At 57.6% G+C, this 25,338-nt stretch carries 17 protein-coding genes, 3 rRNA genes and 1 pseudogene; 2 read left to right on the forward strand and 19 right to left on the reverse strand.

Features of this window, described 5'->3' with window-relative positions; translation table 11 throughout:
- Window positions 1-30: 30 nt before the first annotated feature.
- Together ACKXF9_RS00230 and ACKXF9_RS00235 are read right to left on the reverse strand one after the other, a co-directional pair.
- The gene (locus ACKXF9_RS00230; RefSeq protein WP_418264949.1) at window positions 31-1,245 is read right to left on the reverse strand and encodes a CCA tRNA nucleotidyltransferase; all 1,215 of its coding nucleotides are present in this window, start codon (window positions 1,243-1,245) and stop codon (window positions 31-33) included.
- Entirely contained in the window at window positions 1,242-2,180 is a 939-nt protein-coding gene (locus ACKXF9_RS00235) for a ribonuclease Z (protein ID WP_418264950.1), read from the reverse strand. Before ACKXF9_RS00235 ends, ACKXF9_RS00230 begins: the two co-directional genes overlap by 4 nt.
- A 122-nt stretch (window positions 2,181-2,302) precedes the next feature.
- On the opposite strand from ACKXF9_RS00235, the gene ACKXF9_RS00240 reads away from it, so the two are divergent.
- Window positions 2,303-2,476 (forward strand): hypothetical protein, encoded by a 174-nt coding sequence (locus tag ACKXF9_RS00240; RefSeq protein ID WP_418264951.1) that lies wholly within the window; start codon window positions 2,303-2,305, stop codon window positions 2,474-2,476.
- Window positions 2,477-2,514: 38 nt separating this feature from the next.
- On the opposite strand, the gene ACKXF9_RS00245 is transcribed toward ACKXF9_RS00240, so the two are convergent.
- The 4 genes from ACKXF9_RS00245 to rlmB form a co-directional block, all read right to left on the reverse strand.
- Window positions 2,515-3,456: an Ig-like domain-containing protein gene (locus tag ACKXF9_RS00245; protein ID WP_418264952.1), complete on the reverse strand. Its 942-nt coding sequence runs from the start codon at window positions 3,454-3,456 to the stop codon at window positions 2,515-2,517.
- A 211-nt stretch (window positions 3,457-3,667) separates the two neighbouring features.
- Window positions 3,668-4,207, reverse strand: a complete 540-nt coding sequence (rbr, locus tag ACKXF9_RS00250; RefSeq protein ID WP_418264953.1) for a rubrerythrin — start codon at window positions 4,205-4,207, stop codon at window positions 3,668-3,670.
- A gap of 171 nt (window positions 4,208-4,378) precedes the next feature.
- Window positions 4,379-7,087 carry a cell envelope biogenesis protein OmpA gene (locus ACKXF9_RS00255; protein ID WP_418264954.1) on the reverse strand — a complete coding sequence of 903 codons (2,709 nt, stop codon included), beginning with the start codon at window positions 7,085-7,087 and terminating at the stop codon, window positions 4,379-4,381.
- A 48-nt stretch (window positions 7,088-7,135) separates the two neighbouring features.
- Window positions 7,136-8,068 carry a 23S rRNA (guanosine(2251)-2'-O)-methyltransferase RlmB gene (gene rlmB / locus ACKXF9_RS00260; RefSeq protein WP_418264955.1) on the reverse strand — a complete coding sequence of 311 codons (933 nt, stop codon included), beginning with the start codon at window positions 8,066-8,068 and terminating at the stop codon, window positions 7,136-7,138.
- A gap of 742 nt (window positions 8,069-8,810) precedes the next feature.
- Between rlmB and fba the strand changes: the two genes are divergently transcribed.
- Window positions 8,811-9,674, forward strand: a complete 864-nt coding sequence (fba, locus tag ACKXF9_RS00265) for a class II fructose-1,6-bisphosphate aldolase (protein WP_005941384.1) — start codon at window positions 8,811-8,813, stop codon at window positions 9,672-9,674.
- 91 nt (window positions 9,675-9,765) lie between these two features.
- On the opposite strand, the gene ACKXF9_RS00270 is transcribed toward fba, so the two are convergent.
- From ACKXF9_RS00270 to pyrE, 13 genes and pseudogenes are all read right to left on the reverse strand, one after another.
- A complete protein-coding gene (locus tag ACKXF9_RS00270) occupies window positions 9,766-10,434 on the reverse strand; it encodes a hypothetical protein (protein WP_418264956.1) in 669 nt (222 codons plus the stop codon).
- The gene (locus ACKXF9_RS00275) at window positions 10,427-10,759 is read right to left on the reverse strand and encodes a PadR family transcriptional regulator (RefSeq protein WP_418264957.1); all 333 of its coding nucleotides are present in this window, start codon (window positions 10,757-10,759) and stop codon (window positions 10,427-10,429) included. Before ACKXF9_RS00275 ends, ACKXF9_RS00270 begins: the two co-directional genes overlap by 8 nt.
- Window positions 10,760-10,925: 166 nt before the next feature.
- A 5S ribosomal RNA gene (gene rrf / locus ACKXF9_RS00280) occupies window positions 10,926-11,042 on the reverse strand.
- Between the two features lie 127 nt (window positions 11,043-11,169).
- A 23S ribosomal RNA gene (locus ACKXF9_RS00285) occupies window positions 11,170-14,004 on the reverse strand.
- A gap of 280 nt (window positions 14,005-14,284) precedes the next feature.
- A 16S ribosomal RNA gene (locus ACKXF9_RS00290) occupies window positions 14,285-15,795 on the reverse strand.
- The 16S, 23S and 5S rRNA genes sit together here, the layout of an rRNA operon.
- Window positions 15,796-16,316: 521 nt before the next feature.
- Window positions 16,317-17,207, reverse strand: coding sequence for a lysostaphin resistance A-like protein (locus tag ACKXF9_RS00295; RefSeq protein WP_418264958.1), 891 nt, complete (start codon window positions 17,205-17,207; stop codon window positions 16,317-16,319).
- Complete coding sequence (locus tag ACKXF9_RS00300; RefSeq protein WP_005944222.1) at window positions 17,204-17,515, reverse strand: heavy metal-binding domain-containing protein; 312 nt, start codon at window positions 17,513-17,515, stop codon at window positions 17,204-17,206. Before ACKXF9_RS00300 ends, ACKXF9_RS00295 begins: the two co-directional genes overlap by 4 nt.
- Entirely contained in the window at window positions 17,496-18,149 is a 654-nt protein-coding gene (locus ACKXF9_RS00305) for a MerR family transcriptional regulator (RefSeq protein WP_418264959.1), read from the reverse strand. Before ACKXF9_RS00305 ends, ACKXF9_RS00300 begins: the two co-directional genes overlap by 20 nt.
- Window positions 18,150-18,338: 189 nt before the next feature.
- Entirely contained in the window at window positions 18,339-19,526 is a 1,188-nt protein-coding gene (locus ACKXF9_RS00310) for a DEAD/DEAH box helicase (RefSeq protein ID WP_249237342.1), read from the reverse strand.
- 228 nt (window positions 19,527-19,754) lie between these two features.
- Window positions 19,755-20,057: an HU family DNA-binding protein gene (locus ACKXF9_RS00315; RefSeq protein WP_249237343.1), complete on the reverse strand. Its 303-nt coding sequence runs from the start codon at window positions 20,055-20,057 to the stop codon at window positions 19,755-19,757.
- Between the two features lie 232 nt (window positions 20,058-20,289).
- Window positions 20,290-23,540 (reverse strand): annotated as a pseudogene (gene carB / locus ACKXF9_RS00320) (carbamoyl-phosphate synthase large subunit).
- 1 nt (window position 23,541) lies between these two features.
- Entirely contained in the window at window positions 23,542-24,651 is a 1,110-nt protein-coding gene (locus ACKXF9_RS00325) for a carbamoyl phosphate synthase small subunit (protein ID WP_418264960.1), read from the reverse strand.
- A gap of 21 nt (window positions 24,652-24,672) precedes the next feature.
- A complete protein-coding gene (gene pyrE, locus ACKXF9_RS00330) occupies window positions 24,673-25,266 on the reverse strand; it encodes an orotate phosphoribosyltransferase (RefSeq protein ID WP_118528611.1) in 594 nt (197 codons plus the stop codon).
- Between the last annotated feature and the right edge of the window lie 72 nt (window positions 25,267-25,338).

A 25,338-nucleotide genomic window follows, 5' to 3' on the forward strand; every position in this document is an offset into this window, starting at 1 on the left:
GTATAATAGTAACTCTGAAAAAAGCGCTTGTCAAGACGCAGCAAGCTGCTGCACTGCGGCCAGCAGGGCTTGCCGCTCGTTGGGGTATTCTTCCCGGATCACACCGTCCAGCAGCGCTTCCAGCACTTTGCGGATGCCCGGCCCCGCCGGGACGCCTGCCGCCATCAGGTCGCGGCCATTCACAGCCAGTTGGCTGACGCGGCAGCACACGCCGTCCGCATCCAATTGTTCGGCCAATTCGGAAAGTGCAGCAAAATCAGCCGCGTGTTCCGGCTGCAGGGCTGTGCCCAGTGCCGCCAGCCGCTGCACGGTACACAAGTTATATTTGCCCAGTAGTCGGCGGGCGTAGATATTCAGGGATACCGGCACACCCGGCACGGCTTCCCGTACCAGCACCGCTGTTTCCTCAATACAGGTATTGGAGCAGCGCAGGCGCCTGAGAGTGCGGCGGGTGCCGTCCTCGCCAAGACTCAGCAGCAGCGCCGCCAGACGGACGGGCAGAGCCTGCTCCCCTGCCGGGCAGGCATCCACCACCGGCTTTGCCGCCGCCAGTGCCTCCGGTGAAAGCTCGGACAAAACAACGCTGAGTATTTTTTCGTCAAGATATGCCGCAGGGGCGGGTGCGCTCAGCAGCTTTGCAAGCTCTTCCTCGATGCGCTCCACCGATACGCAGTCCAGATGGGCGCACAGCTCCTGTGCCGCCTGCGCCGTGGGCGGATCGATGGCAAAGCCAAACCGCGCTGCGAACCGGTACAGCCGCAGGATGCGCAGCGCGTCCTCGGTGAACCGCTGGTGCGGCACGCCCACGGCCCGCAGGACGCCGCTTTGCAGATCGGCCTGCCCGCCAAAGGGGTCCACAAGACCCTCTTTTTCATTGTAGGCCATGGCGTTGATGGTAAAATCCCGCCGGGCCAGATCTTCCCGCACATCCGGTACAAAATGCACCTCGTCCGGGTGGCGGCCATCGGTGTAGGCCCCCTCGGTGCGGAAGGTGGTGATCTCGTACAGCCCACCGCCCTGCTTGATAGTCACGGTGCCGTGCTGCAGGCCGGTGGGGATGCATTTTTCTGCGCCGAACAGCTCCATTCCCTGCTGCGGCAGGGCGCTGGTGCAAAGATCCCAGTCATGGGGGGTAAGGCCCAGCAGGCTGTCCCGCACGCAGCCGCCCACCACGTAGGCCGCATAGCCCGCCCTGTGCAGGGTGTCCAGCAGCTCCGCCGCGCCCTCGTCCATCCGGATGGTCATGGCTGCACCTCCTCGTACTGCAGGGTGATGCTTTTGCCGTCAAAGCCGCATTCTGCCGCCGGAAAGATGCCCTGTGCCTGTTCGGCATACTCCTCCGGGTCTGTGATCATGGGGGAGTAATGGGTCAGCCACAGCCGTTTTGCGCCCGCCTGTGCAGCAAGGGCTGCGCTCTGCCCAAAGGTGCTGTGGCCCCACTGCCGGGCCTGCGCTTCCTGCTCCGGCAGCGCATAGGTGGCGTCGCAGAGCAGCAGGTCTGCATCCTGTGCCGCCTGCAAAAGGCCCGGGCAGGCGGCGGTGTCGCCGGAGAACACCACGCTCAGCCCCCTGCGCGGGGCGCCCAGCACCTGCGCAGGCTGCACCGTTCTGCCCTCCACGGCAACGCTCTGCCCTTTCTGCAGCAGCTTCCATTGCTGCACCGGCACCCCCAGCGCCCGGGCCTGCTCCGGCGAAAATTTGCCCGCACGGGGCAGCTCCAGCCGGTAGCCAAGGCTTTTTACCCGGTGCTTTGTGGCAAACGGCACCAGCCGCGCACCGGCAGGCCAGCCCTCGCCCAGCGTATCCAGCGCCAGCGGCTGGCCCGGCATAAGCACCTGCAGCTTCACCGGATAGGGCAGCGGGCCGGTCAGTGCCCGCACAGCCGCCCAGATATCCGGCAGGCCCTCCGGACCCAGCAGCGCAAGCGGCCTTGTGCGGCCCTGCGCCCCCAGCGTCTGCAAAAGGCCCGGCAGACCAAAGATGTGGTCGCCATGGTAGTGGGTCAGGCAGATGGCATCCGCCCGCATCAGGTTCACGCCTGCCCGGTGTGCCGCTGCCTGAGTTCCCTCGCCGCAGTCCCAGAGCAGGCCGTGACCGCCGCAGGCTGCAAACGCAGCCGAAAGCGCCCGGTCCGGCAGCGGCATGGTAGCAGCGGTGCCCAGCAGTGTGATGGTAAGCATAAAGATCGTTCTCCCTGTACAATGTATCTCTTAAGGTTTTATTGTACCACAGCCGGGCCGGTTGCACAATCGGTGCCTGCGGCGCATAGGATGGCCCAGCACAGCAAAAAGGGGGCAGCGGGATGAGACGCAAAAAAGGGGAGCCTTTTTCCGGCAGGCCGCACAGCGGCCTTGGATGGGTGCTGCTGCTCGCCGCACTGGCCCTGTTTCTGCTGGCCGGTGCGCCCGGCTGCATGGCCCAGCGGATGGCGTGGTCTGCCCGGGGAACGATGATTTTTCTGCCCGCTGGTTCCTGAAAAAAGGGAGCGTCCTGCCGCACAGAACGCTCCCCTTTTCATTTTCCATCCGAATACGGCAGCTGTCCGGAGACGGTCAACTCCTCGGCCAGCTCCTCCTCGGAGCGGTAGCGCCACGCCGCCGTTCCCGCCGCCACGTAGCAGGCATCGGCACGGCCCTCCGGCGAGACTGCAAGGATCACGGTCTCACCATCGCCCACAGCGGTCACTGTGCCGTCTGTGCTCACCTGTGCCACATCCGGGTTGCTGCTGAGCCATGTCATTGCCGTGTTTTTGCCGCCTGCAGCCTGTGCGGTCAGCTTCTGGCTGGCCCCCACTGCCTGCAGCAGCATGGCGTTTTTGCTGATCTGCACACGGCCTATTTCAGAGGTGACTGTCACCGTGCAGCGCAGCACCTGCCCGGCTGTCGTCAGTGCGCTGATGACGGCCCTGCCGGAGCTTTGGCCCGTCACGGTTCCGCTGCTGCTCACCTGTGCCACGGAAGGGTTGCTGCTCACCCACTGCCGCACATAGATGAACCCTCTGTCGTTCTGTTCCAGCTTCAGCTGAGCCGAAGGCGCAGGCTCCCGCTCCGTAATGGTCAGCGCCAGTTCGGTGGCGTTCAGCACCGGGCGGGCCACTGTGCTTTTGCGCACGGTCACAAGGCAGGCCGTTTTTTCGCCCCGCTCGTTGCAGGCTGTGATGGAAGCCGTGCCCTCGGAATGGCCGGTCACCTTTCCGGTGCCGTCCACCGACGCCACCGACGGTGCACTGGATGTCCAGATCAGGAAAAAGTAATCGTTGGGTGCCTGCACCGTCAGATAGGCCACCGGGGCAGGGTCCTCACTGGTCAGCTCCAGCAGCAGCTCCGAGGTGTCCAGCGTCATACCGCTGTCCGGGACCGGGTGGGCCTTGACCGCACAGACCGGCAGAGCCCCGGCCAAAAGCAGCGCCACACACAGCACGAATGCGCCAACGCCGGTCTTGAATCTTTGCTTCATGGGCTTTGCCCTCCCTGCCTGTTTCCGGAAACGTTCAAATACTCTTATCTTCGTATTATTTTACACGCAGAGCAAAACATGGTCAAGTTTTTGGGCCCTTCTGCCGCACCGCAGGGCCGCATTTTGTGGGGAGTGCTAAAATCCGGTTTTCAATTTTGTACAAAACGCCGCCGTACCCGGGACCGGATACGGCGGCGTCTGCCTGTTTTTATCAGTAGTTGATCTTTTTCAGCTCAAAATAGCTCTGGGGGTGTGCGCACACCGGGCACTTGAGCGGTGCGGACTTGCCGATATAGGTATATCCGCAGTTCCGGCACTGCCACACCTGCTGTTCCTCGCGGGCAAACACCCTGCTGTTCTTCAGGTTGTCGGCCAGAGCGCGGTAGCGCTCCTCGTGCTCCTTCTCGATCTGTGCCACCATGGTGAACAGGGCTGCGATCTGGGGGAAGCCCTCTTCTTTGGCCTCTCTGGCCATACGGGGGTACATTTCCGTCCACTCGTCGTGTTCGCCGCCTGCAGCCATGTCCAGACAGGTCAGGGTATCGGGGATCGCGCCGCCGCACAGCAGCTTGAACCAGATCTTTGCGTGTTCCTTCTCGTTGCCGGCGGTCTCTTCAAAGATCGCGGCCAGCTGCTCGTAGCCTTCCTTTTTGGCCATGCTGGCAAAGAAGGTGTACTTATTGCGTGCCTCGCTCTCACCGGCAAATGCTTCCATCAGGTTTTTCTCGGTTTTGGTGCCCTTCAGTTCCATGGTGCTCTCCTTTCAAAAACGGCTCTTCTGTCAGGATCGACCGATCCCGGCTCTATCATTCAGCCAGGCGGAAATTTTTCCGCCTGCGGCTCAGGTTCTGAACAGAGTATACCATATTCCCAATGCAAAATCAAGAATAATTCCTATTTATTTTAAGAATAATTCTCACTTTCAATTGTGCTGCTTCAGGGCGCACACTGCAATGCTCAGTGCACTCCACGCGGCCTGATACATCAGCACCGTTGCCACCGACAGCTCCCAGATGCTGCCCGCGCTGGTCAGCAGAGCCGCGATGACGATGGAGAACAGCACCGAGACCATCTGCACCGTAGTGGCACTGTTCTCAGCATTCTGGGCCTGATCTGCCGCCTGCAGGCCGCCGGTCAGGCTGGCAAAGCCCTTGAGATGGATCATGCAGCAGACGTCCGCCGGGTCGGCAGGTGCGGCCTTGATGGCATCGCACTGCTCCTGATCCAGCACCGTGACCATGCCCTCCGGTAGGCGGTACACCTCGGTGATATGCTTTGCGGTCAGGCTGGGGTCCTGACAGGTGACCATCAGCCGGATATTTTCCTTCTGCAGCACGGCAAGGCCCCGGGCCACATTGCGCCCGCCCACATACTTCAGCACGAACATTGCGTGCAGATTGCCGGAGACTGCCAGATACAGGATCTGCAGTTCCCCGTTTTTGGAGTGCTGCGCCTCGTACTCTTCATCCGGCAGCGAGACGCCCTCCTTCTCCAGATAGCGACGGGTGCCGATGAGGATGCGGTTATTATCGCACCAGCCCGAGAAGCCCAGTCCCCGATGCTGTTCCAGATCCTTGACCGGGAACAGGATGTCGGTACGGTCCTCGATGATCTGACGGAACAGGCCCCGCAGAGCACCGTGGGTCTCGTTGAGCACGCTGGCCGCGTACAGGATCGCGCGGTCGATGCGGCCGCCCTTGAAGATGCGGATGTCCTCCAGCTGTGCGCTGTCGGTTGTGAACAGGTCGTCGGCGTCGATCTGCAGTGTATCGATACCGCCCAGCTGCTCAATGGCCTGCCAGCCGGGCACCACCGCACCCACAGCCGCAGCGGCGCGCTGCAACCGCAGCGATGCAATGCCCGCGATGAGGGTGGAAGACAGCGGTGCACCCATGCACAGCACTGCGACCATGGCTGCAACGGCCTTGTTCCACCCGGCTCCTGCCAGCAGGAACAGCACACCGCTGAGCAGGGCAACGCCCAGCAGAATGTACGAGACCTTGCGGGCACGGCGCTCGCTGGCACGCTCGCACAGGCTCTGTTCCACAAAGCCTTCGGCATCCTGCATCGGGCGGCTCAGCAGCACCCATGGATCCTTCTGTTCCAGATCCCGTGCCAGCGCACGCAGCAGGTCCTTATCTCTGGCGCGGAAAGCGCCCTGATGCTCCACGCCATTGGTCACCAGCTCATACCCGCCCTTGACCGCTGCCAGCATCACCCGGCTGCCCAGCAGGGCAAGGAACAGGCCCAGCGCCGCCATACCGCTGAGCAGAGAAATGCCCGTGGTGCCGCGGTAGACATTGGCGTTCAGCATTGCCGTCACGGCCTGCAGCAGCGCCGCCGCTGCAGCCAGAGCCGGCATCGTATCGGCCGAGTGACGCCCGCGCAGGCCGGTCAGGCCGTCCCGCAGGACCGGGAAGCCCACGCACAGGCTTGCCGCCAGCAGCAGCAGGTTTGCGCCGTAGAATGCCGCCGGAGCTGCATCCAGGTCCAGCGCGGCCATCGCGGGCAGCAGCCCGTCCGACACCAGACCAAAGTGCAGCAGCACCACGGCCAGAATGCCGCCCAGTACGCAGCGCAGCGTCAGCTCGGCGCTCATGCGGTGCAGCTTTTCCGCTGTCGCCTCCGGGCCCTGCAGCTCGCTCTCCGGCTCCTCAGCCAGCGGCGCAGGCTCCCCGGCTTCCGGCTTCTGTTCCGGCTGAGGCGCTGCCTCTGCCTTTGCCTGCGGCTCTGCTGCCGGGGCTTCGCCGTCCAGCGGCAGCAGCGGCAGGCTCATGGTGTCCTCTTTTGCAGCGGGCGCATCTGCCGGGGCCGAGGGGGCCTGCGGCTTTTCTTCGTCCTCTGCACGGCCAAAGAAATCGATCACCGGCTTTTTGCGTTCCGGTCTCTTTTTTTCCTTCGGCTGCAGGTCGGCATCCGCTTCCTTCACCGACGCAAACACAGCAGCGGGCAGCGGCGTGCCGCTTTCTTCTTTTTTACGTTCAGGGGCAGTTTCCGGCTGCGCTGCCGGGGTTGTTTCCTCTGCCTGTACCGTCCGGGTCGGCGCGGCTGCGCCGGGAGCGGGCTTTTTCTCGCTCAGGCCATTGATCATGGCCTTGAGCTGAGCCATTTCCTGCTGCTCCTGTTCCTCCTGCGGCAGCAGCACCTCCGGTGCATTCTTGGGGTTGCAGGAGGTTTTTGCCGCACTGCGCTGCCCGGCAGGCTCTGCCACCGGGACTGTGCTCTGTCTGGGCGGCTCCGGTTTCTTTGCAGGAGCAGGGGCCGGGAGATCCACCCTGAGCGGCTCTGCATCCTCCGCTTCCGTCTCCAGAAGGGGCCACGGGGCCAGCTCCCGCTCCGGGTCTGCCGCAGGCTTCAGCATCAGTTCCAGATCTGCTTCCTGCTCCGGCTGGGCATCCCCGCCCAGCACCACCTCACCGGTGGGCATTTCCTGCGGCTCTGCTGCCTGGGCTTCCTCCTGATCTGCCTTGCCGCGGGCAAACAGGCCAAACCGCTTTTGCGGCTTTTCCTCCGGCAGTTCCTCATCCCGCCGGGTCATTTCTTCCGGGATGTTCACCGCCGTGGTACTGAAAAAAGAGCGGAACTTTTCATCCTTGGTCATTGCCTGATTGTTATTTTTATCCTTCGGCATTCTTGTCCCTCCTGTAAATATCGTTGAGGTTCCGGCCTTTGTACCGGTTTATGCCTGCTGTGCTGCGCGCTGGGACTGGATCTCGTACAGGATGATGCCCGCAGCCACCGACACATTGTAGCTGTCCACACCGGTGCCGGATGCCGCCATATCCAGACGCACCACACCGTCGCACAGCTTCTTGACCAGCTGGGAAACGCCGCTGCCTTCACTGCCCAGCACCAGTGCGATGGGGCCGGTGAGGTTGTTCCTGCGCAGGGACACGCCGTCCATATCCGCGCAATAGACGAACACACCCTGATCCTTCAGGCGGCGGATGGTCTCGCCGATGTTGGCCACACGGGCCACCGGCAGACGCTCTGCTGCGCCCGCGCTGGACTTGATAACGGTGGGCGTCACCGATGCACCGCCGCGCTTGGGGATCACGATTCCGTGGGCACCGCACAGCAGAGCGCTGCGCATCACTGCGCCCAGATTGTGCGGGTCCTCGATGCCATCGCTCAGCACCAGAAAAGGTGCCTCGCCCTTGGCCTTGGCCGCTGCCATCAGGTCATCCACCGTCACGTACTCGATCTCGCTGGCAAATGCAGCCACACCCTGATGGCTCTCGGTGCCGGTCATCAGGCGCAGCTTGTTGGGATGCACCCGCTTGACCGTGGCACCCGCCTCCTTGGCCAGCGCCGTATAGTAAGCCGCCACCGCCGGAGCCAGACCCTCGGCAATGAGCACGGTATCCACGCCGGAGCCGCTCTTGAGCAGCTCGGTCACAGGATTTTTGCCGTAAACAAGGCTCTCGTTTTTCTGCGTGTTCTCCTCCGGGCTGCGGCGCGGACGGCGCGGCTGATTCTTTTCTTCCATTGTATTTTCTCCCTTTCTTTGTATTGCCGGAACGTGCTGCATGCACCCTCCAAAAGGTGCGTGGCATCCTGCACTGCGCACCCATCGCGTTTCCATATGATAACTCATTTTGAAGTATAACATATGCCGCCTTTGTTTGCCAGTAAATCACCATTTTTTGTCCCTGTCCGGCAAAAGTTTTCACACCCTGTTCACGGTCTGCCGCATTTTCCGCTTTGGCAGGCCGCGCTCATTTTTGCAGAAATGTTTTGCCGCACAGGTGCATCTTCACTCTGTTGTTGCACAAGCGTCCTCTGTTTTGCCGATGAGAAAAGTTTTCCACAAAAATGTGGTATACAATCCGTAAAGGGCCGATCACTTTTTCCACATGTTGAAAACCCGGTGGAGAAAGTTCAAAAGTCCTGTTTTAAAGCCTGTTTTACGGGTGGAATTCCACACTTTCCACCGTGTTTTCCACATTCCGGTTCGACCCGTTTGTTTTTCTTGCGTACAGTTTGTAAAATACAAGTCGAAAATATGACAATTTTTTGAACTGCATTCTGTCCGGTTTTGCCAGATCTTCCAATATCATTTTGACGAATGTGGATCTATGTTGAAAATTCGTCCTTTTGCTGCTTTCCCGCCGCGCGGCTTCATGTTGCAGATTTTATGGAATATTGTTGTTTTTTGTTCTGTGCTGACCCTTTCTGACGGAAAGTCTCCTTCCCCGCAGGGATCGATTTTCCGCATTGTTGCAGGAAAAAAGCCCGTTTGGATTGATTTTAGGCGCTGTTTGGGGTATACTAACCCTGTAAGTTCGTTAAGACGTGCACAAAGCAGGCACGAAACGAGCAAGGCCCCAATGATTTTGTGGAGGTAATGAATAATGTTGGTAAATGCAACCGAAATGCTGATCAAAGCACGTGATGGCCACTATGGTGTGCCTCAGTTCAACATCAACAATCTGGAGTGGACCAAGTCTGTCCTGACCGCCTGCGAGGAAATGAAGAGCCCCGTGATCCTGGGCGTTTCCGAGGGTGCTGGCAAGTACATGACCGGTTTCAAGACCGTCGCTGCCATGGTCAGCGCTATGGTCGATTCCATGGGCATCACCGTTCCCGTTGCCCTGCATCTGGATCACGGCACCTATGAGGGCTGCAAGGCCTGCATCGAGGCCGGCTTCTCTTCCATCATGTTCGATGGCAGCCACTACTCCATCGAGGAGAATGTGGAAAAGACCAAGGAGCTGGTGGCTCTGGCACACGCTAAGGGCCTGAGCATCGAGGCAGAGGTCGGTTCCATCGGCGGCGTCGAGGACGGCGTCGTGGGTGCCGGCGAGATTGCAGACCCCGAGGAGTGCGCAAAGATCACTGCTCTGGGCATCGACTTCCTGGCTGCCGGCATCGGCAACATCCACGGTGTCTACCCGGCAAACTGGAAGGGTCTGGACTTCGAGGCTCTGGACCGCATCCACAAGGCCACCAATAACATTCCTCTGGTCCTGCACGGCGGCACCGGCATCCCCGATGAGATGATCGCTAAGGCCATCAGCCTGGGCGTTTCCAAGATCAACATCAACACCGAGTGCCAGCTGGTGTTTGCTGAGGCCACCCGCAAGTACATCGAAGAGGGCAAGGATCAGCAGGGCAAGGGCTTCGATCCCCGCAAGCTGCTGGCTCCCGGCGCAAAGGCCATCGAGGCCAAGTGCAAGGAGAAGATCGAGCTGTTCGGCTGCGCAGGCAAGGGCTAAGCAGAAGCTCGTATCGTAACCGGTACACCACCCAATAAAGTATGCGGCCCCGTCACGTTGAATGCTCAACGCGGCGGGGCCGCTTTTTGCTTTATATGCGAGCATTCAGACGCGAATCTTTTCCATATCTCCAGAAATGTACCGCATACAGCCCCGCACCCAGAAGCAGGCAAAAGACCGAATAGCGAAGATTCGGAAGCCGCAGCAACACGAGATTGCCCGCAATTTGGTTAAAGAACCAGCCTGTCCCATACAGCACTACGATATATAGCGCCATCCAGGCGATGTATTTGAGCCAGTGTTTCCGTGGAGGAAAGCCCGCCTGCTCCATCATCCGGCGGAACAGTATGCAAAACGCGGTCAATGCAACAGCTAACTGCATCAGATAGCCTACCGAAAGCTCAAAGACCCAATTTCCAATTACCGGATAGAGCAACAAGCCTTCCACGCCCCACCCAAAAAAGAAATACAGAGGTGCAGCATACCAGAAGTAATCCCCGGCTCTCAGTGTTTTCAAGCTGGGCTTGACCTCTTCCACAAAGGTCTTTGCGTCCGAAATCGAATGAAACAGTTCCTGATTTTCCTTGTTGGCTTGGATTGCAATATCAAGCAAATCGCTGCGCACAAGTTCGATACCACAGAAGTCCCAGCTGACCCGGCGAAGATAACGAATCACTTCTTTAAGCTGCTCCTGACTTTTTTCAGTCAGCAACTCGGTACGCATCCGGTTTGTTTTTCGCAATGCAAAATACTTATTCATCTGGCTCCTCCTTAAAAATTTTTTCCACCAGCTGGCAGAGCTGACTCCAATCCTGCCGGAACTCAAGAAGCGCCTGCTGCCCTTCTTCCGTTACAATGTAGTATTTTCGGCTCGGCCCCTTGGGAGAAGGTCTGCGTTCTACCGTAACCTTTCCCTGCTGCTCCAAGCGCAATAGCAGCGGATAGAGTGTACTTTCACTCAAGTCAGAAAATCCGACCTGTTTCAGATGCATCACGATCTCATAGCCATAGGTCGGCTCTTGCGCAATCAATTTCAGGACACAATATTCCAGAACACCCTTTAAAAGTTGTGCATTGTTTTCCATAAATCCTCCTCTCCGCTAGTATGTAATGCGTAGTAGCTTATCTACATTGTATTACATAGTAGTTCTTCTGTCAAGTCCTGGCCTATTGGCATTACAACCAAAAATCATGCCATATTTTTATGCAACAAAAAAGCCCTAAGACTTTCATCTCAGAGCTTTTTGTTCAAGTCGGCGACTACCTATTTTCACGCGCCGTTTCCAGCGAACTATCTTCGGCACAAGTGAGCTTAACTTCTGTGTTCGGAATGGGAACAGGTGGAACCTCACCGTCATCGACACCGACCGATCTGACTGGTTCAGTATACCATAACTGGTCTACTTTGTCCAGTGTTTCTTAGAAGGACGTGCCTTCAAAACTGAATAATCACTGCTGACATTTTTTCGTTGACTCTCAGAGTCTCAAGCGAATTGTGGTCAAGCCCTCGACCTATTAGTACACGCTTGCTGAATGGATCGCTCCACTTACACATCGTGCCTATCAACCTTGTAGTCTTCAAGGGGTCTTACTTGTTTGAAACAATGGGATATCTTATCTTTGGGTCGGCTTCACGCTTAGATGCTTTCAGCGTTTATCCGATCCGTACATAGTTGCCCAGCTATGCTCTTGGCAGAACAACTGGTGCGCCAGAGGTACGTCCGCTCCGGTCCTCTCGTACTAGGAACAGCTCCCATCAAATATCCTGCGCCCACGACAGATAGGGACCGAACTGTCTCACGACGTTCTGAACCCAGCTCGCGTACCGCTTTAATTGGCGAACAGCCAAACCCTTGGGACCGAATACAGCCCCAGGATGCGATGAGCCGACATCGAGGTGCCAAACCTCCCCGTCGATGTGGACTCTTGGGGGAGATCAGCCTGTTATCCCCAGGGTAACTTTTATCCGTTGAGCGATGGCATTTCCACTCACATACCACCGGATCACTAACTCCAACTTTCGTTACTGCTCGACCCGTCAGTCTCGCAGTTAGGCTCGCTTCTGCGTTTGCACTCTTTTGCTTGATTTCCGTTCAAGCTGAGCGAACCTTTGAACGCCTCCGTTACTCTTTAGGAGGCGACCGCCCCAGTCAAACTGCCCACCTAACAATGTCCCCCGCCTTGATTCAAAGGCGCAGGTTAGAATTCCAATATCGCAAGGATGGTATCCCAACGGCCACTCCACAAGCGCCAAAGCACCTGCTTCCCAGTGTCCCATCTATCCTGTGCATGCAACATCGAAACCCAATATTAGGCTACAGTAAAGCTCCATGGGGTCTTTCCGTCTTGTCGCGGGTAACCGGCATCTTCACCGGTACTACAATTTCGCCGGGCGGGCTGTTGAGACAGTGCCCAAATCATTACGCCTTTCATGCGGGTCAGAACTTACCTGACAAGGAATTTCGCTACCTTAGGACCGTTATAGTTACGGCCGCCGTTCACTGGGGCTTCGATTCAATGCTTGCACATCTCCTCTTAACCTTCCAGCACCGGGCAGGCGTCAGCTCGTATACGTCATCTTTCGATTTAGCACAAACCTGTGTTTTTGGTAAACAGTTGCTTGGGCCGATTCTCTGCGGCTGCATTGCTGCAGCACCCCTTCTCCCGAAGTTACGGGGTCAATTTGCCGAGTTCCTTAACAACCCTTCTCCCGTTGGCCTTAGAATCTTCTTCCTACCTACCTGTGTCGGTTTGCGGTACGGGCACCGCAGAAATACACACAGCTTTTCTCGCCATCTTCCATCCCGGACTTCGGTACTAATTTCCCTCGATCGCTACCGGAACCAACACCCGGCTCCGAGACTTCATATGTGTCCCTGTGTTTAACTCTTTTGGTGGTGACGGAATCTCTACCGTCTGTGCATCGGCTACGCCGTTAGGCCTCACCTTAGCTCCCGACTAACCTGGAGCGGACGAACCTTCCTCCAGAAACCTGAGGCTTTCGGCCATGCAGATTCTCACTGCATTCGCGCTACTCATTCCGGCATTCTCACTTCTATACACTCCACAGCCGCTTACGCTACTGTTTCACCGCGTATACAACGCTCCCCTACCCAGCATGTAAACATGCTGCCTAAGCTTCGGTGTCAGGTTTAGCCCCGTTAAATTCTCCGCGCAAAGACGCTCGACCAGTGAGCTATTACGCACTCTTTGAATGAGTGGCTGCTTCTGAGCCAACATCCTGGTTGTCTGCGTATCTTCACATCGTTTTCCACTTAACCTGACTTTGGGACCTTAGCTGTAGATCTGGGCTGTTTCCCTTTTGACAATGACATTTATCTGACACTGTCTGACTCCCAAGCATCAATACTCTGGCATTCTGAGTTTGATAAGCTTCGCTAACCTCTCGGCCGCTAGGCTATTCAGTGCTTTACCTCCAGGTATCTAACTTGAGGCTAGTCCTAAAACTATTTCGGGGAGAACCAGCTATCTCCGGGTTCGATTGGAATTTCTCCGCTACCCACAGTTCATCCGCCGCCTTTTCAACGGAGGTCGGTTCGGTCCTCCATGGAATTTTACTTCCACTTCAACCTGACCATGGGTAGGTCACCCGGTTTCGGGCCCATTATATGCAACTTAACGCCCTTTTCAAACTCGCTTTCGCTTCGGCTCCAGACCTTAAGTCCTTAACCTTGCTGCATACAATCGCTCGCCGGACCGTTCTACAAAAAGTACCCTATCACGCATTGACGCGCTCTAGGTGCTTGTAGGCACAGGGTTTCAGGTTCTTTTTCACTCCCCTCCCGGGGTGCTTTTCACCTTTCCTTCACAGTACTATACGCTATCGGTCACTGGGTAGTATTTAGGGTTGGAGGGTGGTCCCCCCATATTCCGACCAGGTTTCACGTGTCTGGCCGTACTCTGGAATTCGCTCGGCTCTTGTCGTTTTCACCTACGTGGTTCTCACACTCTCTGACCGGCCTTCCCATGCCGTTCGGTTAACAACTTAAGTCCTAAATGCGCTCCGTACCCCGAAAGTATTTCTACTCTCGGTTTGCCCTCTTCCGCGTTCGCTCGCCACTACTTACGGAATCTCGTTTGATGTCTCTTCCTCGCCCTACTTAGATGTTTCAGTTCAGGCGGTTCCCTCGATATACCTATTTTGAAGTTCAGTATAACGTACCTGAGTATGAACCCAGGTGAGTTTCCTCATTCAGAAATCTCCGGATCAATGCTTATTTGCAGCTCCCCGAAGCTTATCGCAGCTTATCACGTCTTTCATCGGCTCCCAGTGCCAAGGCATTCGCCCTGCGCCCTTGTTCGCTTGACCTTTCAAACGTTCTCTTGGAACATTTGGTATCCTCTTGATTCTCTCTTGCCAACGAAGATTATTGTTACCCTTCCTTTTGAAATTGCAATATTTCTTAAAAAAGAACTTACTATAATCTTTGTTTCGCAGTTATTATTCAGTTTTCAAGGTACGTCTTTGAAGGTTCTTTCGAGCTTTCGCTCTTCAGGGCCCTCAAAATCGAACAATATCTACTCTACTTGTTTAAACCTGTCCAAGGACTGTCCATCTTTTGATGTCCTGTCCTTGCCTGACTCCTTAGAAAGGAGGTGATCCAGCCGCAGGTTCTCCTACGGCTACCTTGTTACGACTTCACCCCAATCACCAGTTTTACCTTCGGCGGCGTCCTCCTTGCGGTTAGACTACCGACTTCGGGTCCCCCCGGCTCTCATGGTGTGACGGGCGGTGTGTACAAGGCCCGGGAACGTATTCACCGTGGCATGCTGATCCACGATTACTAGCAATTCCGACTTCGTGCAGGCGAGTTGCAGCCTGCAGTCCGAACTGGGACGTTGTTTCTGAGTTTTGCTCCACCTCGCGGTCTTGCTTCTCTTTGTTTAACGCCATTGTAGTACGTGTGTAGCCCAAGTCATAAAGGGCATGATGATTTGACGTCATCCCCACCTTCCTCCGTTTTGTCAACGGCAGTCTGGCCAGAGTCCTCTTGCGTAGTAACTGACCATAAGGGTTGCGCTCGTTGCGGGACTTAACCCAACATCTCACGACACGAGCTGACGACAACCATGCACCACCTGTCTCCTTGCTCCGAAGAGAAATACTGTTTCCAGCATCGTCAAGGGATGTCAAGACTTGGTAAGGTTCTTCGCGTTGCGTCGAATTAAACCACATACTCCACTGCTTGTGCGGGCCCCCGTCAATTCCTTTGAGTTTCAACCTTGCGGTCGTACTCCCCAGGTGGATTACTTATTGTGTTAACTGCGGCACTGAAGGGGTCAATCCTCCAACACCTAGTAATCATCGTTTACGGTGTGGACTACCAGGGTATCTAATCCTGTTTGCTACCCACACTTTCGAGCCTCAGCGTCAGTTGGTGCCCAGTAGGCCGCCTTCGCCACTGGTGTTCCTCCCGATATCTACGCATTCCACCGCTACACCGGGAATTCCGCCTACCTCTGCACTACTCAAGAAAAACAGTTTTGAAAGCAGTTTATGGGTTGAGCCCATAGATTTCACTTCCAACTTGTCTTCCCGCCTGCGCTCCCTTTACACCCAGTAATTCCGGACAACGCTTGTGACCTACGTTTTACCGCGGCTGCTGGCACGTAGTTAGCCGTCACTTCCTTGTTGGGTACCGTCATTATCTTCCCCAACAACAGGAGTTTACAATCCGAAGACCTTCTTCCTCCACGCGGCGTCGCTGCATCAGGGTTTCCCCCATTGTGCAATATTCCCCACTGCTGCCTCCCGTAGGAGTCTGGGCCGTGTCTCAGTCCCAATGTGGCCGTTCAACCTCTCAGTCCGGCTACCGATCGTCGCCTTGGTGGGCCGTTACCTCACCAACTAGCTAATCGGACGCGAGGCCATCTCAAAGCGGATTGCTCCTTTTCCCTCTGGTCGATGCCGACCCGTGGGCTTATGCGGTATTAGCAGTCGTTTCCAACTGTTGTCCCCCTCTTTGAGGCAGGTTCCTCACGCGTTACTCACCCGTTCGCCACTCGCTCGAGAAAGCAAGCTCTCTCTCGCTCGTTCGACTTGCATGTGTTAGGCGCGCCGCCAGCGTTCGTCCTGAGCCAGGATCAAACTCTTTATAAATGATATTTATCACTTAAAAGTGTTAAATCTTGTTCGCTCAGCACGCAATCGCTTGCGTCCTGTGTGAATTACTTTTGGAATTGTTTTAAGTGTTTTTCCAAACACATAAAGGTTCCTTACAAGTTTTTCGATATTGTTCAATTTTCAAGGTCCTGTAGCGCCTCAGCCTTGCGGCTGACGACCTGTTCATTGTACCACCGAAGTGGTTTTTTGTCAAGCCTTATTTTTCAGAAGCTTTTGAACTTTCTGAACTTGGAGCGCTTCAAACATCTCAGTGTCAACTGGTGTTTTCTGCGTCTATTGGTTCTTTTCAAGGGCTTCCCGCTGTGGCTCCGGAAGTCATTCTTTTGCCTCAGCGCTTGGCGCTCAAGTATAATACCACACCCCCGCCTCCTTGTCAACACTTTTTGACAGATTTTTTCATCTTTTTTCGTGTCCACCCCAAAACAGCAGCAAACCGCAGCTGCAACGCAGCTGCGGCGGCAAAAGCGGAAGAGTCCTCTCCCGGAATATTCAGGTTTTCAGGATCTTTGCAGGGTCAACCAGACTGCAGCAGCCAGCATGGGCAGCATTCCGATCAGGCCAATGGGTGCCGGACCCAATACATTGTAATAGCTGTCTGCCGGGTTCGTCAGAACCACAAACAGCGCTGCCACCGCGTTGAACGCGCCGTGTGCAATGGACGGCACCCAGATGCACCCAGTCTTTTCATAGAGCCAGTCCAACAGGGTATTAAGCGCAAAACAGACTATGCACCACACGAAAAGGCCCAGCACCGGCGCGCCCAAATAGTTGGTGCCGTATTCGTAGCCCACCAGCAGCATCAGCGGCCAGTGCCAGACACCCCAGATCACGCCGCCCAGCAGGCGGCCGTTGAGCAGGCCGAGCTGCTCCTTCAGGCGAGGCATCATATACCCGCGCCAGCCAGCTTCCTCACCCAAAGCTGCGAACATATTGATGACCGGTGCCAGTGTGACCGCGAACAGACCTGTTTCCAGCATGTAGCTGAGGTTGGATACGCCCAGCTCCCTGCGCAGGGTCTGAGCGTCCATCTCGCCGCCGTAGGCCGCTGTCAGCCAGCTGCCGGAGAGGTCCAGCCGATGCGGGAACACCGCAAAATAGAGCACTGCAGCCAGCACCGTGAACACCGCCGGGCCGAACCACGCCGCCAGCCAGTAGCGGCGCTTGCCCTGCACCTTCCAGCCGATGCCGGTGGGCTGGCGCAGAAAGACCTTTTGCACCAGCAGCACCGCCAGAAGCGGGCAGAGCATGGTGGCGACCAGCGCCAGCTGATACAGCACGGCATTCTGCTTTTGCAGCAGCGCCATGCAGCCACCGACCTGACACAGCCATGCCAGACCAAACGCTAACAGGAAATAAAGGCCGAAGCCCTGCTTTTCTTTTGTGGTCATACGAACTTCACCGCCGTTCCATAAGCAATGACCTCTGCCGCGCCCTGCATGACGCTGGCAGAAGCGTAGCGCATCCCTACAACTGCATCCGCCCCAAGGGCCTCTGCATCCTTGACCATGCGTCCTGTGGCGATCTGCCGGGCTTCGGTGAGCATATCCGCATAGTCGGTCACTTCACCGCCCACCAGCGTGCGGAACCCCGCCATCAGATCGTGGCCCAGATTGCGGCTCTGCACCGTGCTGCCGCGCACCACACCCAGCGCTTCCAGCTTTTTGCCGGGCACCTCGTTAATAGTTACGATAAGCATCTTCTTCTCCCTTTCCGATCTCTTCAATGCGTTCCAGCAGCACCTTCAGCGTGCCCACGATGCACCCCACCGGGATGCCGAACAATACGATGAGCAGCGGCAGCGGCGGCGCTTCCTGCGGGTCGCTGTAAAAGGCCCACGCCATCGTTGCGATCACAAAAGCCATCAGCGCCACAAAAAGGGCCGCGCCGACGCAGGCACCGCGGATGCGCTCGCCTTTTCGGTCTGTGCGTTCAATGTTCACAAAGGTCACCCCCTGTTCTTCCCGTGCAGCAAGGCGCGCAAGCGTCTGTTCCACATCCAGTTCTTCAAGGTTTCCGGAAGCCTTTTCCAATACGGTGCAGAAGTCGATGGCTTCGTCCAGATCCTTGCGGCGGGCGTTCAGCCGTTCCAGCTGCTGACCCATTCCCTCGGCCAGCGTCTTTCGCCCTTCCAGCATTTCCCGGATCTCGGCCAACGGAACATCCAGCTTGCGCAGCAGCTTGATGCGGCGCAGACGCTCCACGTCTGCCTGCGAGTAGCTGCGGTAACCGTTGCCCGGTTCGCGGCCGGGGGTAATGAGTCCCTCTTCCTCGTAAAAGCGGATGTTCTTTTTGGTCACGCCTACAGCGGCTTCCACCTCGTTGATCTTCATGGCTCCGGTGCCTCCTTACGTGCCTATGTTACACCTTCCAGAAAGGGGAAGGTCAAGTCTTTTTTACAAAAAGAACTCCCTTCGTCTCGCATTCGCTCGACACCTCCCTCAGAGAGGGAGGCTTACCGTACGGGCAGGCTCCCTCCTTGAGGGGGCTGTCTGCGGAGCAAACTGAGGGAGTTTCTTCCTTTAAAAGTAACACTTGATCTGGAACCGGTCGGCGTTGTCCTTTTTTTCCTCCACCACGATGTGCTCATGGTTGAAGTCAAAATGCACCGGGGTACACAGGTCGGTATTGCGGGTCAGGCGCAGCAGCTCCTGCACCCGCTTTTTCTCCTCCGGCACATAGAACAGGTAGCTCACGCCCTCCTTTTTGGCACGACCGGTGCGGCCGATGCGGTGGGTGTAATGTTCGTTCTCGCTGGGCACATCGTAGTTGATGACAGCGTCCACGTCCGAAACATCGATGCCGCGGGCGGCAACGTCGGTGGCTACCAGAATGGCCAGCTTGCCGTCCCGGAAGTTCTGCATGATCTGGTTGCGCTCCTTCTGGGAGAGGTCGCCGTGCAGACAATCCACCGAGAAGCCCAGCCGTGCCAGCTGGTTGGCCAGAGTGGCCGTGTTGAACTTGGTATCGCAGAACACCATCACCCGCTTGTAGCTCTCACCAATGATGATCTGTGCAAGGTCGGAAAGCTTGTTGCGGCCGGAGGTCTCCAGCATATACTGGGTGATCTTGGGCTGGCTCTCCTCACGAGGCTGGACGGTGATCTCCTCAGCGTTGTGCTGGTACAGCCAGCCAATGTCCATCACCTCGCGGCTGATGGTGGCCGAGAACATGGAAAGGGACTTGCGGGCCTTCATCATTTCAATGATATGCCGCACATCCTTATAGAACCCCATGTTCAGCATCTCGTCGGCCTCGTCCAGCACGATCTGGGTCACATGGGAGATGTCGATGGTGCGGTGCTTGTAGTGGTCCATCAGACGGCCCGGCGTGGCCACCACGATCTGGCAGCCCTCGGCAAGGCGCTTTGCCTGCTTTTCCATATTGGCACCGCCATACACGCAGGCCACCTGCACTTCCGGCATAAAATAGGTAAGCTGGGTCAGCTCTTCCGCGATCTGCTGGGCCAGCTCCCGGGTGGGGGCCATGATGACAGCCTGCGGGTACTTGTTTTCCGGGAGGATATGCTCCGCCACCGGGATGCCGAAGGCACAGGTCTTGCCGGTGCCGGTGGGGGCTTTTGCGATCACGTCATGACCCGCCATCATGACGGGGATGGTCTTTTCCTGGATCTCGGTCATTTCGGCAAAGCCCATGCGTTCCACTGCCTGATGGATGGCCGGGCTGCACTGCAGTTCACTGTAAAGCATCTGAATCTCCGTTCCTTTGTCCTTTTATATTCTGCACTCAGTATAGCATGAAATGCCGCACTTGTCAGCAGAGAAACAAAAAGATGCCGTGCGCCGGGCACAGAGCGGGACGATTTAGAATGCCCTCCGCTTTGCTCTGGGCATTCCAAATCGTTCTCTCGCCCGCATATCCAGCAAACAAAAAGGACCGCCCCCGGGGTCACGGGTACGGTCCTCAATGCACATCGATCAGGCGGTCTCTTCCACGTTCTTCTTGCCTGCTTCCAGCTTCTGCTTGAAGCGGCCGCTGGCCTTGAAGCCGGGGATGGAGGTGGACTCCAGACGGCTGGAAACCTTGGTCTTGGGGTTGGTGTAGGCCTTGGGCTTGCGGGGACGCATCTCAAAACGGCCAAAGCCTGCGATGGTCACCTTCTCGTCTGCGCGCAGGCAGTCGGCGATCTGGTCAAACATCGCATCCATCGTGGTCTCGACCTGAGCTTCGGTAAAGCCGGTCTTGCGTGCAACAGTCTCGATCATCTGGGAACGGGTCATGTATCTATATCCTCCTGGAATGTCCAAAAGTAACGGTCTTTTGGCAAATTTTGCGTTGTTGAGTATAACATAATTTGCGCACTGTTTGCGACAGATTGCGCACAAAACGTCATTTATTGCGCACGAACTTTTATATTCTCTGTCTGCCTTTCACAAATACAGCGCCCGCCGTTTTGGCGGGCGCTGTATAAAGTCTGTCTTTATCCGTTTCCGGGGGTAATTACAGCGGTAATTACTTGCGGTGATACAGGGTGGCAATATCCACCAGCGGGATATTTTCCAGACTGTGGTCGCTGCGCAGGCAGTCCACCAGAGCGTTGGCGGTATCCACGGCGGTGATGCAGGGAATGCTCAGCTCCACGGCCTTGCGGCGCAGGCGGACGGAATCGCGCTTGGGGTCACGGCCCTTGGCGCTGGTGGAGAACACGTAGTCCACCAGACCGCTCTGCAGCAGGTCCACGATGTTGGGCGACTCGCCGGACATATTGCGCACCTCGTTGCAGGGCACCATGTGCTTGTTGAGCCATGCGCAGGTGCCGGAGGTGCCGTACAGCTTGTAGCCCATGCTCTTGAGCTTCCATGCAATATCCACGAACTCCGGCTTGTCGCTGTCCTTCACGGTGAAGATGCAGCAGCTTGCAGGGCCGGGGGTCTTGAAGGTGTAGCCCGCGCCGATGAGGCCCTTGAGCAGGGCGTCGTGGTAGTTGGGGGCAATGCCCAGCACTTCGCCGGTAGACTTCATCTCGGGGCCGAACTGGGTGTCCACACCGTGCAGCTTTTCAAAGCTGAACACAGGCACCTTGACGGCCACATAGGGTGCGTTGGGATGCAGGCCGGTGCCGTAGCCCATATCTGCCAGCTTCTCGCCCAAGCAGCAGCGCACTGCCAGATCCACCATGGGCACGCCGGTGACCTTGGAGATATACGGCACAGTACGGGAGGAACGGGGGTTCACCTCAATGACGTACACTCTGCCGTTGGAGACAGCGTACTGCACATTCACCAGACCGGTGACATGCAGCTCGCGGGCAAAGCGGCCGGTGTAGTCCACCATGGTATCGATCTCGGCCTGGGTCAGGTGCTGTGCCGGATAGACACAGATGGAGTCGCCGGAGTGCACGCCGGTGCGCTCCACCTGCTCCATGATGCCGGGGATCAGGAAGTTCTCGCCGTCGCAGATGGCATCCACTTCGCACTCGGTGCCCAGAATGTACTTATCCAGCAGCACAGGGTGATCCATGTCCACATGCTCGGTGATGACGCCCATGTACTCAATGACGTCTGCCTTGGTGTAAGCCACGATCATGTTCTGACCGCCCAGCACGTAGGAGGGGCGCATCAGCACCGGCAGGCCGATCTCATCGGCAGCGGCCAGCGCCTCGTCCAGATTGAACACGGTGCGGCCCGGTGCGCGGGGATCTTGCAGCGCTCCAGCAGCTCGTCGAAGCGCTCACGGTCCTCGGCTTCATCGATGGCATCTGCCGGGGTGCCCAGAATGGGCAGGCCGATCTCGTCCATGTGCTTTGCCAGCTTGATGGCGGTCTGGCCGCCGAACTGCACCACGCAGGCGTCCGGCTTTTCGGTGGCGATGATGTTGTCCACACTCTCCGGGTTCAGCGGGTCAAAGTACAGACGGTCGCCGGTGTCAAAGTCGGTGGAGACGGTCTCGGGGTTGTTGTTGACCAGAATGGCTTCGCAGCCGTGCTTCTTCAGGGTCCACACGCAGTGTACCGAGCAGTAGTCGAACTCGATGCCCTGACCGATGCGGATGGGGCCGGAGCCAAAGACCAGCACCTTCTTTTTCCTGGGCTCGCCCTTGGCGGATGCTTCGGCTTCCTTCTCGGCAATGAACTCAGCGGCTTCGTTGTCGCCGTCGTAGGTGGAGTAGAAGTAAGGGGTGTTGGCCGAGAACTCGGCCGCACAGGTATCCACCATCTTGAAACCGGCGCGGTAGTTTTCCACAGGGAGCTTGTCCACCTGTGCCAGACGCTTGATGGTCTTATCCTGGAAGCCGTACTTCTTGGCAGTCTTGTACTGCTCTTCGGTCAGCACGCCGTTGCACTTGGCAAGACCGTTTTCCAGATCTGCCAGATGCTGCATCTTGTCCAGGAACCACCAGTCGATCTTGGTGATCTTGTAAATGGTCTCGTGGTCGATGCCGCGCTTGAGAGCCTCGTACACGCAGAACACGCGCTCGGCGTCCTGAACATGCATGTGAGCCACGATCTCGTCATCGGTCAGCTCCTCAAAGGGCTTGTGGGTCAGGGTGTCCATGCCCAGCTCGATGGAGGAGACCGCCTTCATCATGGCAGCCTCGAAGCTGTTGCCAATGCTCATCACCTCGCCGGTGGCCATCATCTGGGTGCCCAGAGACTTGTCGGCGTAGACGAACTTATCAAAGGGCCACTTCGGGTACTTGACCACGATGTAGTCCAGCGCAGGCTCAAAGCAGGCGCAGGTCTTGCCGGTGACGTCGTTGGTGATCTCGTCCAGCGTGTAGCCAATGGCGATCTTGGTGGCCACCTTGGCAATGGGGTAGCCGGTAGCCTTGGAAGCCAGTGCGGAAGAGCGGGACACACGGGGGTTGACCTCGATGACCGCATAATCAAAGCTGTCCGGCTTCAGAGCAAACTGGCAGTTGCAGCCGCCCTCGATGCCCAGCTCGGTGATGATGTCCAGCGCAGCGGTGCGCAGCATCTGGTACTCGTGGTCGGTCAGGGTCTGGGAGGGAGCCACGACCACCGAGTCGCCGGTGTGGATGCCCACAGGGTCGAGGTTCTCCATGTTACACACGGTGATCACGTTGCCCTTGTGGTCGCGCATGACCTCGTACTCGATCTCTTTCCAGCCGGCGATGCACTTTTCCACAAGGATCTGATGGATGGGGGAAAGGCGCAGGCCGTTGGTGCCGATCTCGATGAGCTTTGCCTTGTTCTCGCAGATGCCGCCGCCGGTGCCGCCCATGGTGAAGGCCGGGCGCACGATGACCGGGTAGCCGATGCGGTCTGCACAGGCCAGTGCGTCCTGCAGGGTCTCCACCACCTCAGAGGGGATGATGGGCTGGTGCAGCTTTTCCATGGTCTCCTTGAACAGCTCGCGGTCCTCGGCACGGTCGATGGTCTCGGGCTTGCAGGCCAGCAGACGGATGCCGGTGCGGTCCAGATAGCCGGAGCGGGCCAGCTCCATGGACAGGTTCAGGCCCATCTGGCCGCCGAGGTTCGGCAGAACGGAGTCCGGCTTTTCGATGTCCAGAATGCGCTCCACGACTTCCAGCGTCATGGGCTCGATATACACATGGTCGGCCACATCCGGGTCGGTCATGATGGTTGCGGGGTTGGAGTTCAGCAGAACGGTCTCGATGCCCTCTGCCTTCAGGGCGCGGCAGGCCTGCGTGCCGGAGTAGTCGAACTCCGCAGCCTGACCAATGATGATGGGGCCGGAGCCAATGACCAGCACCTTCTTGATTCTAGGGTCCTTCGGCATTTCAGCGTGCCTCCTTTTTTGCTGCTTTGACGTTGTTCAGGAAGCGGTCGAACAGAAACTCGGTATCCTTGGGGCCGCCGTTTGCTTCCGGGTGGAACTGCACGGTAAAGCAGTTCCACTTCTTGTACTTGATGCCCTCACAGGTGCCGTCGTTGGCGTTCACCTGTGCCACCTCGCCCATCTCGGCGGGCAGCTCGTCGCCCACCACAGCGTAGCCGTGGTTCTGGCTGGTGATGAAGGTGCGGCCGGACTCAAAGTCTGTCACGGGCTGGTTGGCACCGCGGTGGCCGTACTTCAGCTTCATGGTCTTGGCACCGGCTGCCAGCGCGGACAGCTGGTGGCCCAGACAGATGCCGAAGGTGGGGATGTTCAGTGCAAAGATCTGCTTGAGGTTCTCGATGACCTCCACCGGCTCGGCGGGGTCGCCGGGGCCGTTGGACAGCATGATGCCGTCCGGGTTCAGAGCTTTGATCTGGTCTGCCGTTGCAAAGGCGGGCATGACGGTCACCTTGCAGCCGCGCTTGACAAGGCAGCGCACGATGTTCCGCTTGCAGCCGTAGTGCATCAGCACGATATGGGTCTCGCCCTGCGGGTTGAACACCTCGGGCTTTTCACAGGTAACATTCTTCACCGCATCGGTGACGGCGTAGGCGCGGATCTGGGCCAGCAGGGCCTCGGTCTCGGCCTTGTTGGCCGGGTCGGCGGGGTCAAAGGTGGTCAGGATGGCGCCGTTCATCACGCCGCTTTCCCGGATGATGCGGGTCAGGTGGCGGGTATCGATGCCCTCGATGCCGATGGTGTTGTTCTTTTTCAAAAAGCTGTCCAGCGTCTCCTCGCAGCGCCAGTTGGAGGGGGTGGTGCAGGCCTCGCGCACGATGTAGCCCTTTGCCCAGATGCGGTCGGACTCCATGTCGTCCTTATTCATGCCGTAGTTGCCGATAAGGGGGTAGGTCTGGGTGATGATCTGGCCGTAGTAGCTGGGGTCGGTCAGAGTCTCCTGAAAGCCCACCATACCGGTGGCAAAGACCACCTCGCCCACGGTGACGCCCTCGGCACCCACCGACTGGCCGGCAAAGACCATGCCATTTGCCAAAAGAAGATATGCGTTCATAGTTTTCCTCGTTTCAACACATTACAGGGTCTGCTTTGCTTCCTGCTTCATCTTGCGGCTGCCCAGATGCACCAGCGGCAGCTTGCCCTCCTTGCAGATGGGGCACTCTTCCGGTGCGTAGTTGGGCAGGTCCAGCTTGAGGGCGCTTGCCACGATGGGAATGGGAGACGGAGCCTCGGGCTTGGTGCGGTCCACCACGCAGGTGATGCCCACACAGATACCGCCGTTCTCCTCAATGACCCGCTTGGTCTCCAGAGAGGAGATGCCGGTGGTGACCACATCCTCAGCGATGAGGCACTTCTCACCCGGGTGGATGGCGAAGCGCTTCAGGGTCATCACATTGTCCACGCGCTCGGTGAAGATGGCGCGCTTGCCGGTCTGGCGGGCCAGCTCGTAGGCATAGACGATGCCGCCCATGGCAGGTCCCACGATCACATCCACGTCCATTTCCTTGACCTTATCTGCCACGCTCTTCATGACCTCGGCGCAGCGGTCGGGGTACTGCTGCAGATAAGCCATCTGGCAGTATGCGCTGGAATGGCGGCCGGAGGACAGCAGGAAGTGACCTTCCAGGAACGCGTCACAGCTCTTCAGGATCTCAAGTGCTTCACTCATTGTACTTCTCCCTCTCTTTTATAAAAATGTCTTTTGAACGGTATTGTACCACGCTTTTGCGTGATTTGCAAA

Source organism: Faecalibacterium sp. 9, assembly GCF_048320955.1.
Lineage (GTDB): Bacteria > Bacillota > Clostridia > Oscillospirales > Ruminococcaceae > Faecalibacterium > Faecalibacterium wellingii.

Coding starts and splice junctions, on each gene's coding strand:
- ACKXF9_RS00275 (WP_418264957.1), bottom strand. CDS start 10,759: ATGGAAAACAATGCACAACTTTTAAAGGGTGTTCTGGAATATTGTGTC.
- pyrE (WP_118528611.1), bottom strand. CDS start 25,266: ATGAGTGAAGCACTTGAGATCCTGAAGAGCTGTGACGCGTTCCTGGAA.
- ACKXF9_RS00310 (WP_249237342.1), bottom strand. CDS start 19,526: ATGCTTTACAGTGAACTGCAGTGCAGCCCGGCCATCCATCAGGCAGTG.
- ACKXF9_RS00255 (WP_418264954.1), bottom strand. CDS start 7,087: ATGCCGAAGGATAAAAATAACAATCAGGCAATGACCAAGGATGAAAAG.
- ACKXF9_RS00300 (WP_005944222.1), bottom strand. CDS start 17,515: ATGCTTATCGTAACTATTAACGAGGTGCCCGGCAAAAAGCTGGAAGCG.
- ACKXF9_RS00325 (WP_418264960.1), bottom strand. CDS start 24,651: ATGAACGCATATCTTCTTTTGGCAAATGGCATGGTCTTTGCCGGCCAG.
- ACKXF9_RS00270 (WP_418264956.1), bottom strand. CDS start 10,434: ATGAATAAGTATTTTGCATTGCGAAAAACAAACCGGATGCGTACCGAG.
- ACKXF9_RS00230 (WP_418264949.1), bottom strand. CDS start 1,245: ATGACCATCCGGATGGACGAGGGCGCGGCGGAGCTGCTGGACACCCTG.
- fba (WP_005941384.1), top strand. CDS start 8,811: ATGTTGGTAAATGCAACCGAAATGCTGATCAAAGCACGTGATGGCCAC.
- ACKXF9_RS00235 (WP_418264950.1), bottom strand. CDS start 2,180: ATGCTTACCATCACACTGCTGGGCACCGCTGCTACCATGCCGCTGCCG.
- ACKXF9_RS00245 (WP_418264952.1), bottom strand. CDS start 3,456: ATGAAGCAAAGATTCAAGACCGGCGTTGGCGCATTCGTGCTGTGTGTG.
- rlmB (WP_418264955.1), bottom strand. CDS start 8,068: ATGTTATACTTCAAAATGAGTTATCATATGGAAACGCGATGGGTGCGC.
- rbr (WP_418264953.1), bottom strand. CDS start 4,207: ATGGAACTGAAGGGCACCAAAACCGAGAAAAACCTGATGGAAGCATTT.
- ACKXF9_RS00305 (WP_418264959.1), bottom strand. CDS start 18,149: ATGAAGATCAACGAGGTGGAAGCCGCTGTAGGCGTGACCAAAAAGAAC.
- ACKXF9_RS00315 (WP_249237343.1), bottom strand. CDS start 20,057: ATGACCCGTTCCCAGATGATCGAGACTGTTGCACGCAAGACCGGCTTT.
- ACKXF9_RS00240 (WP_418264951.1), top strand. CDS start 2,303: ATGAGACGCAAAAAAGGGGAGCCTTTTTCCGGCAGGCCGCACAGCGGC.
- ACKXF9_RS00295 (WP_418264958.1), bottom strand. CDS start 17,207: ATGACCACAAAAGAAAAGCAGGGCTTCGGCCTTTATTTCCTGTTAGCG.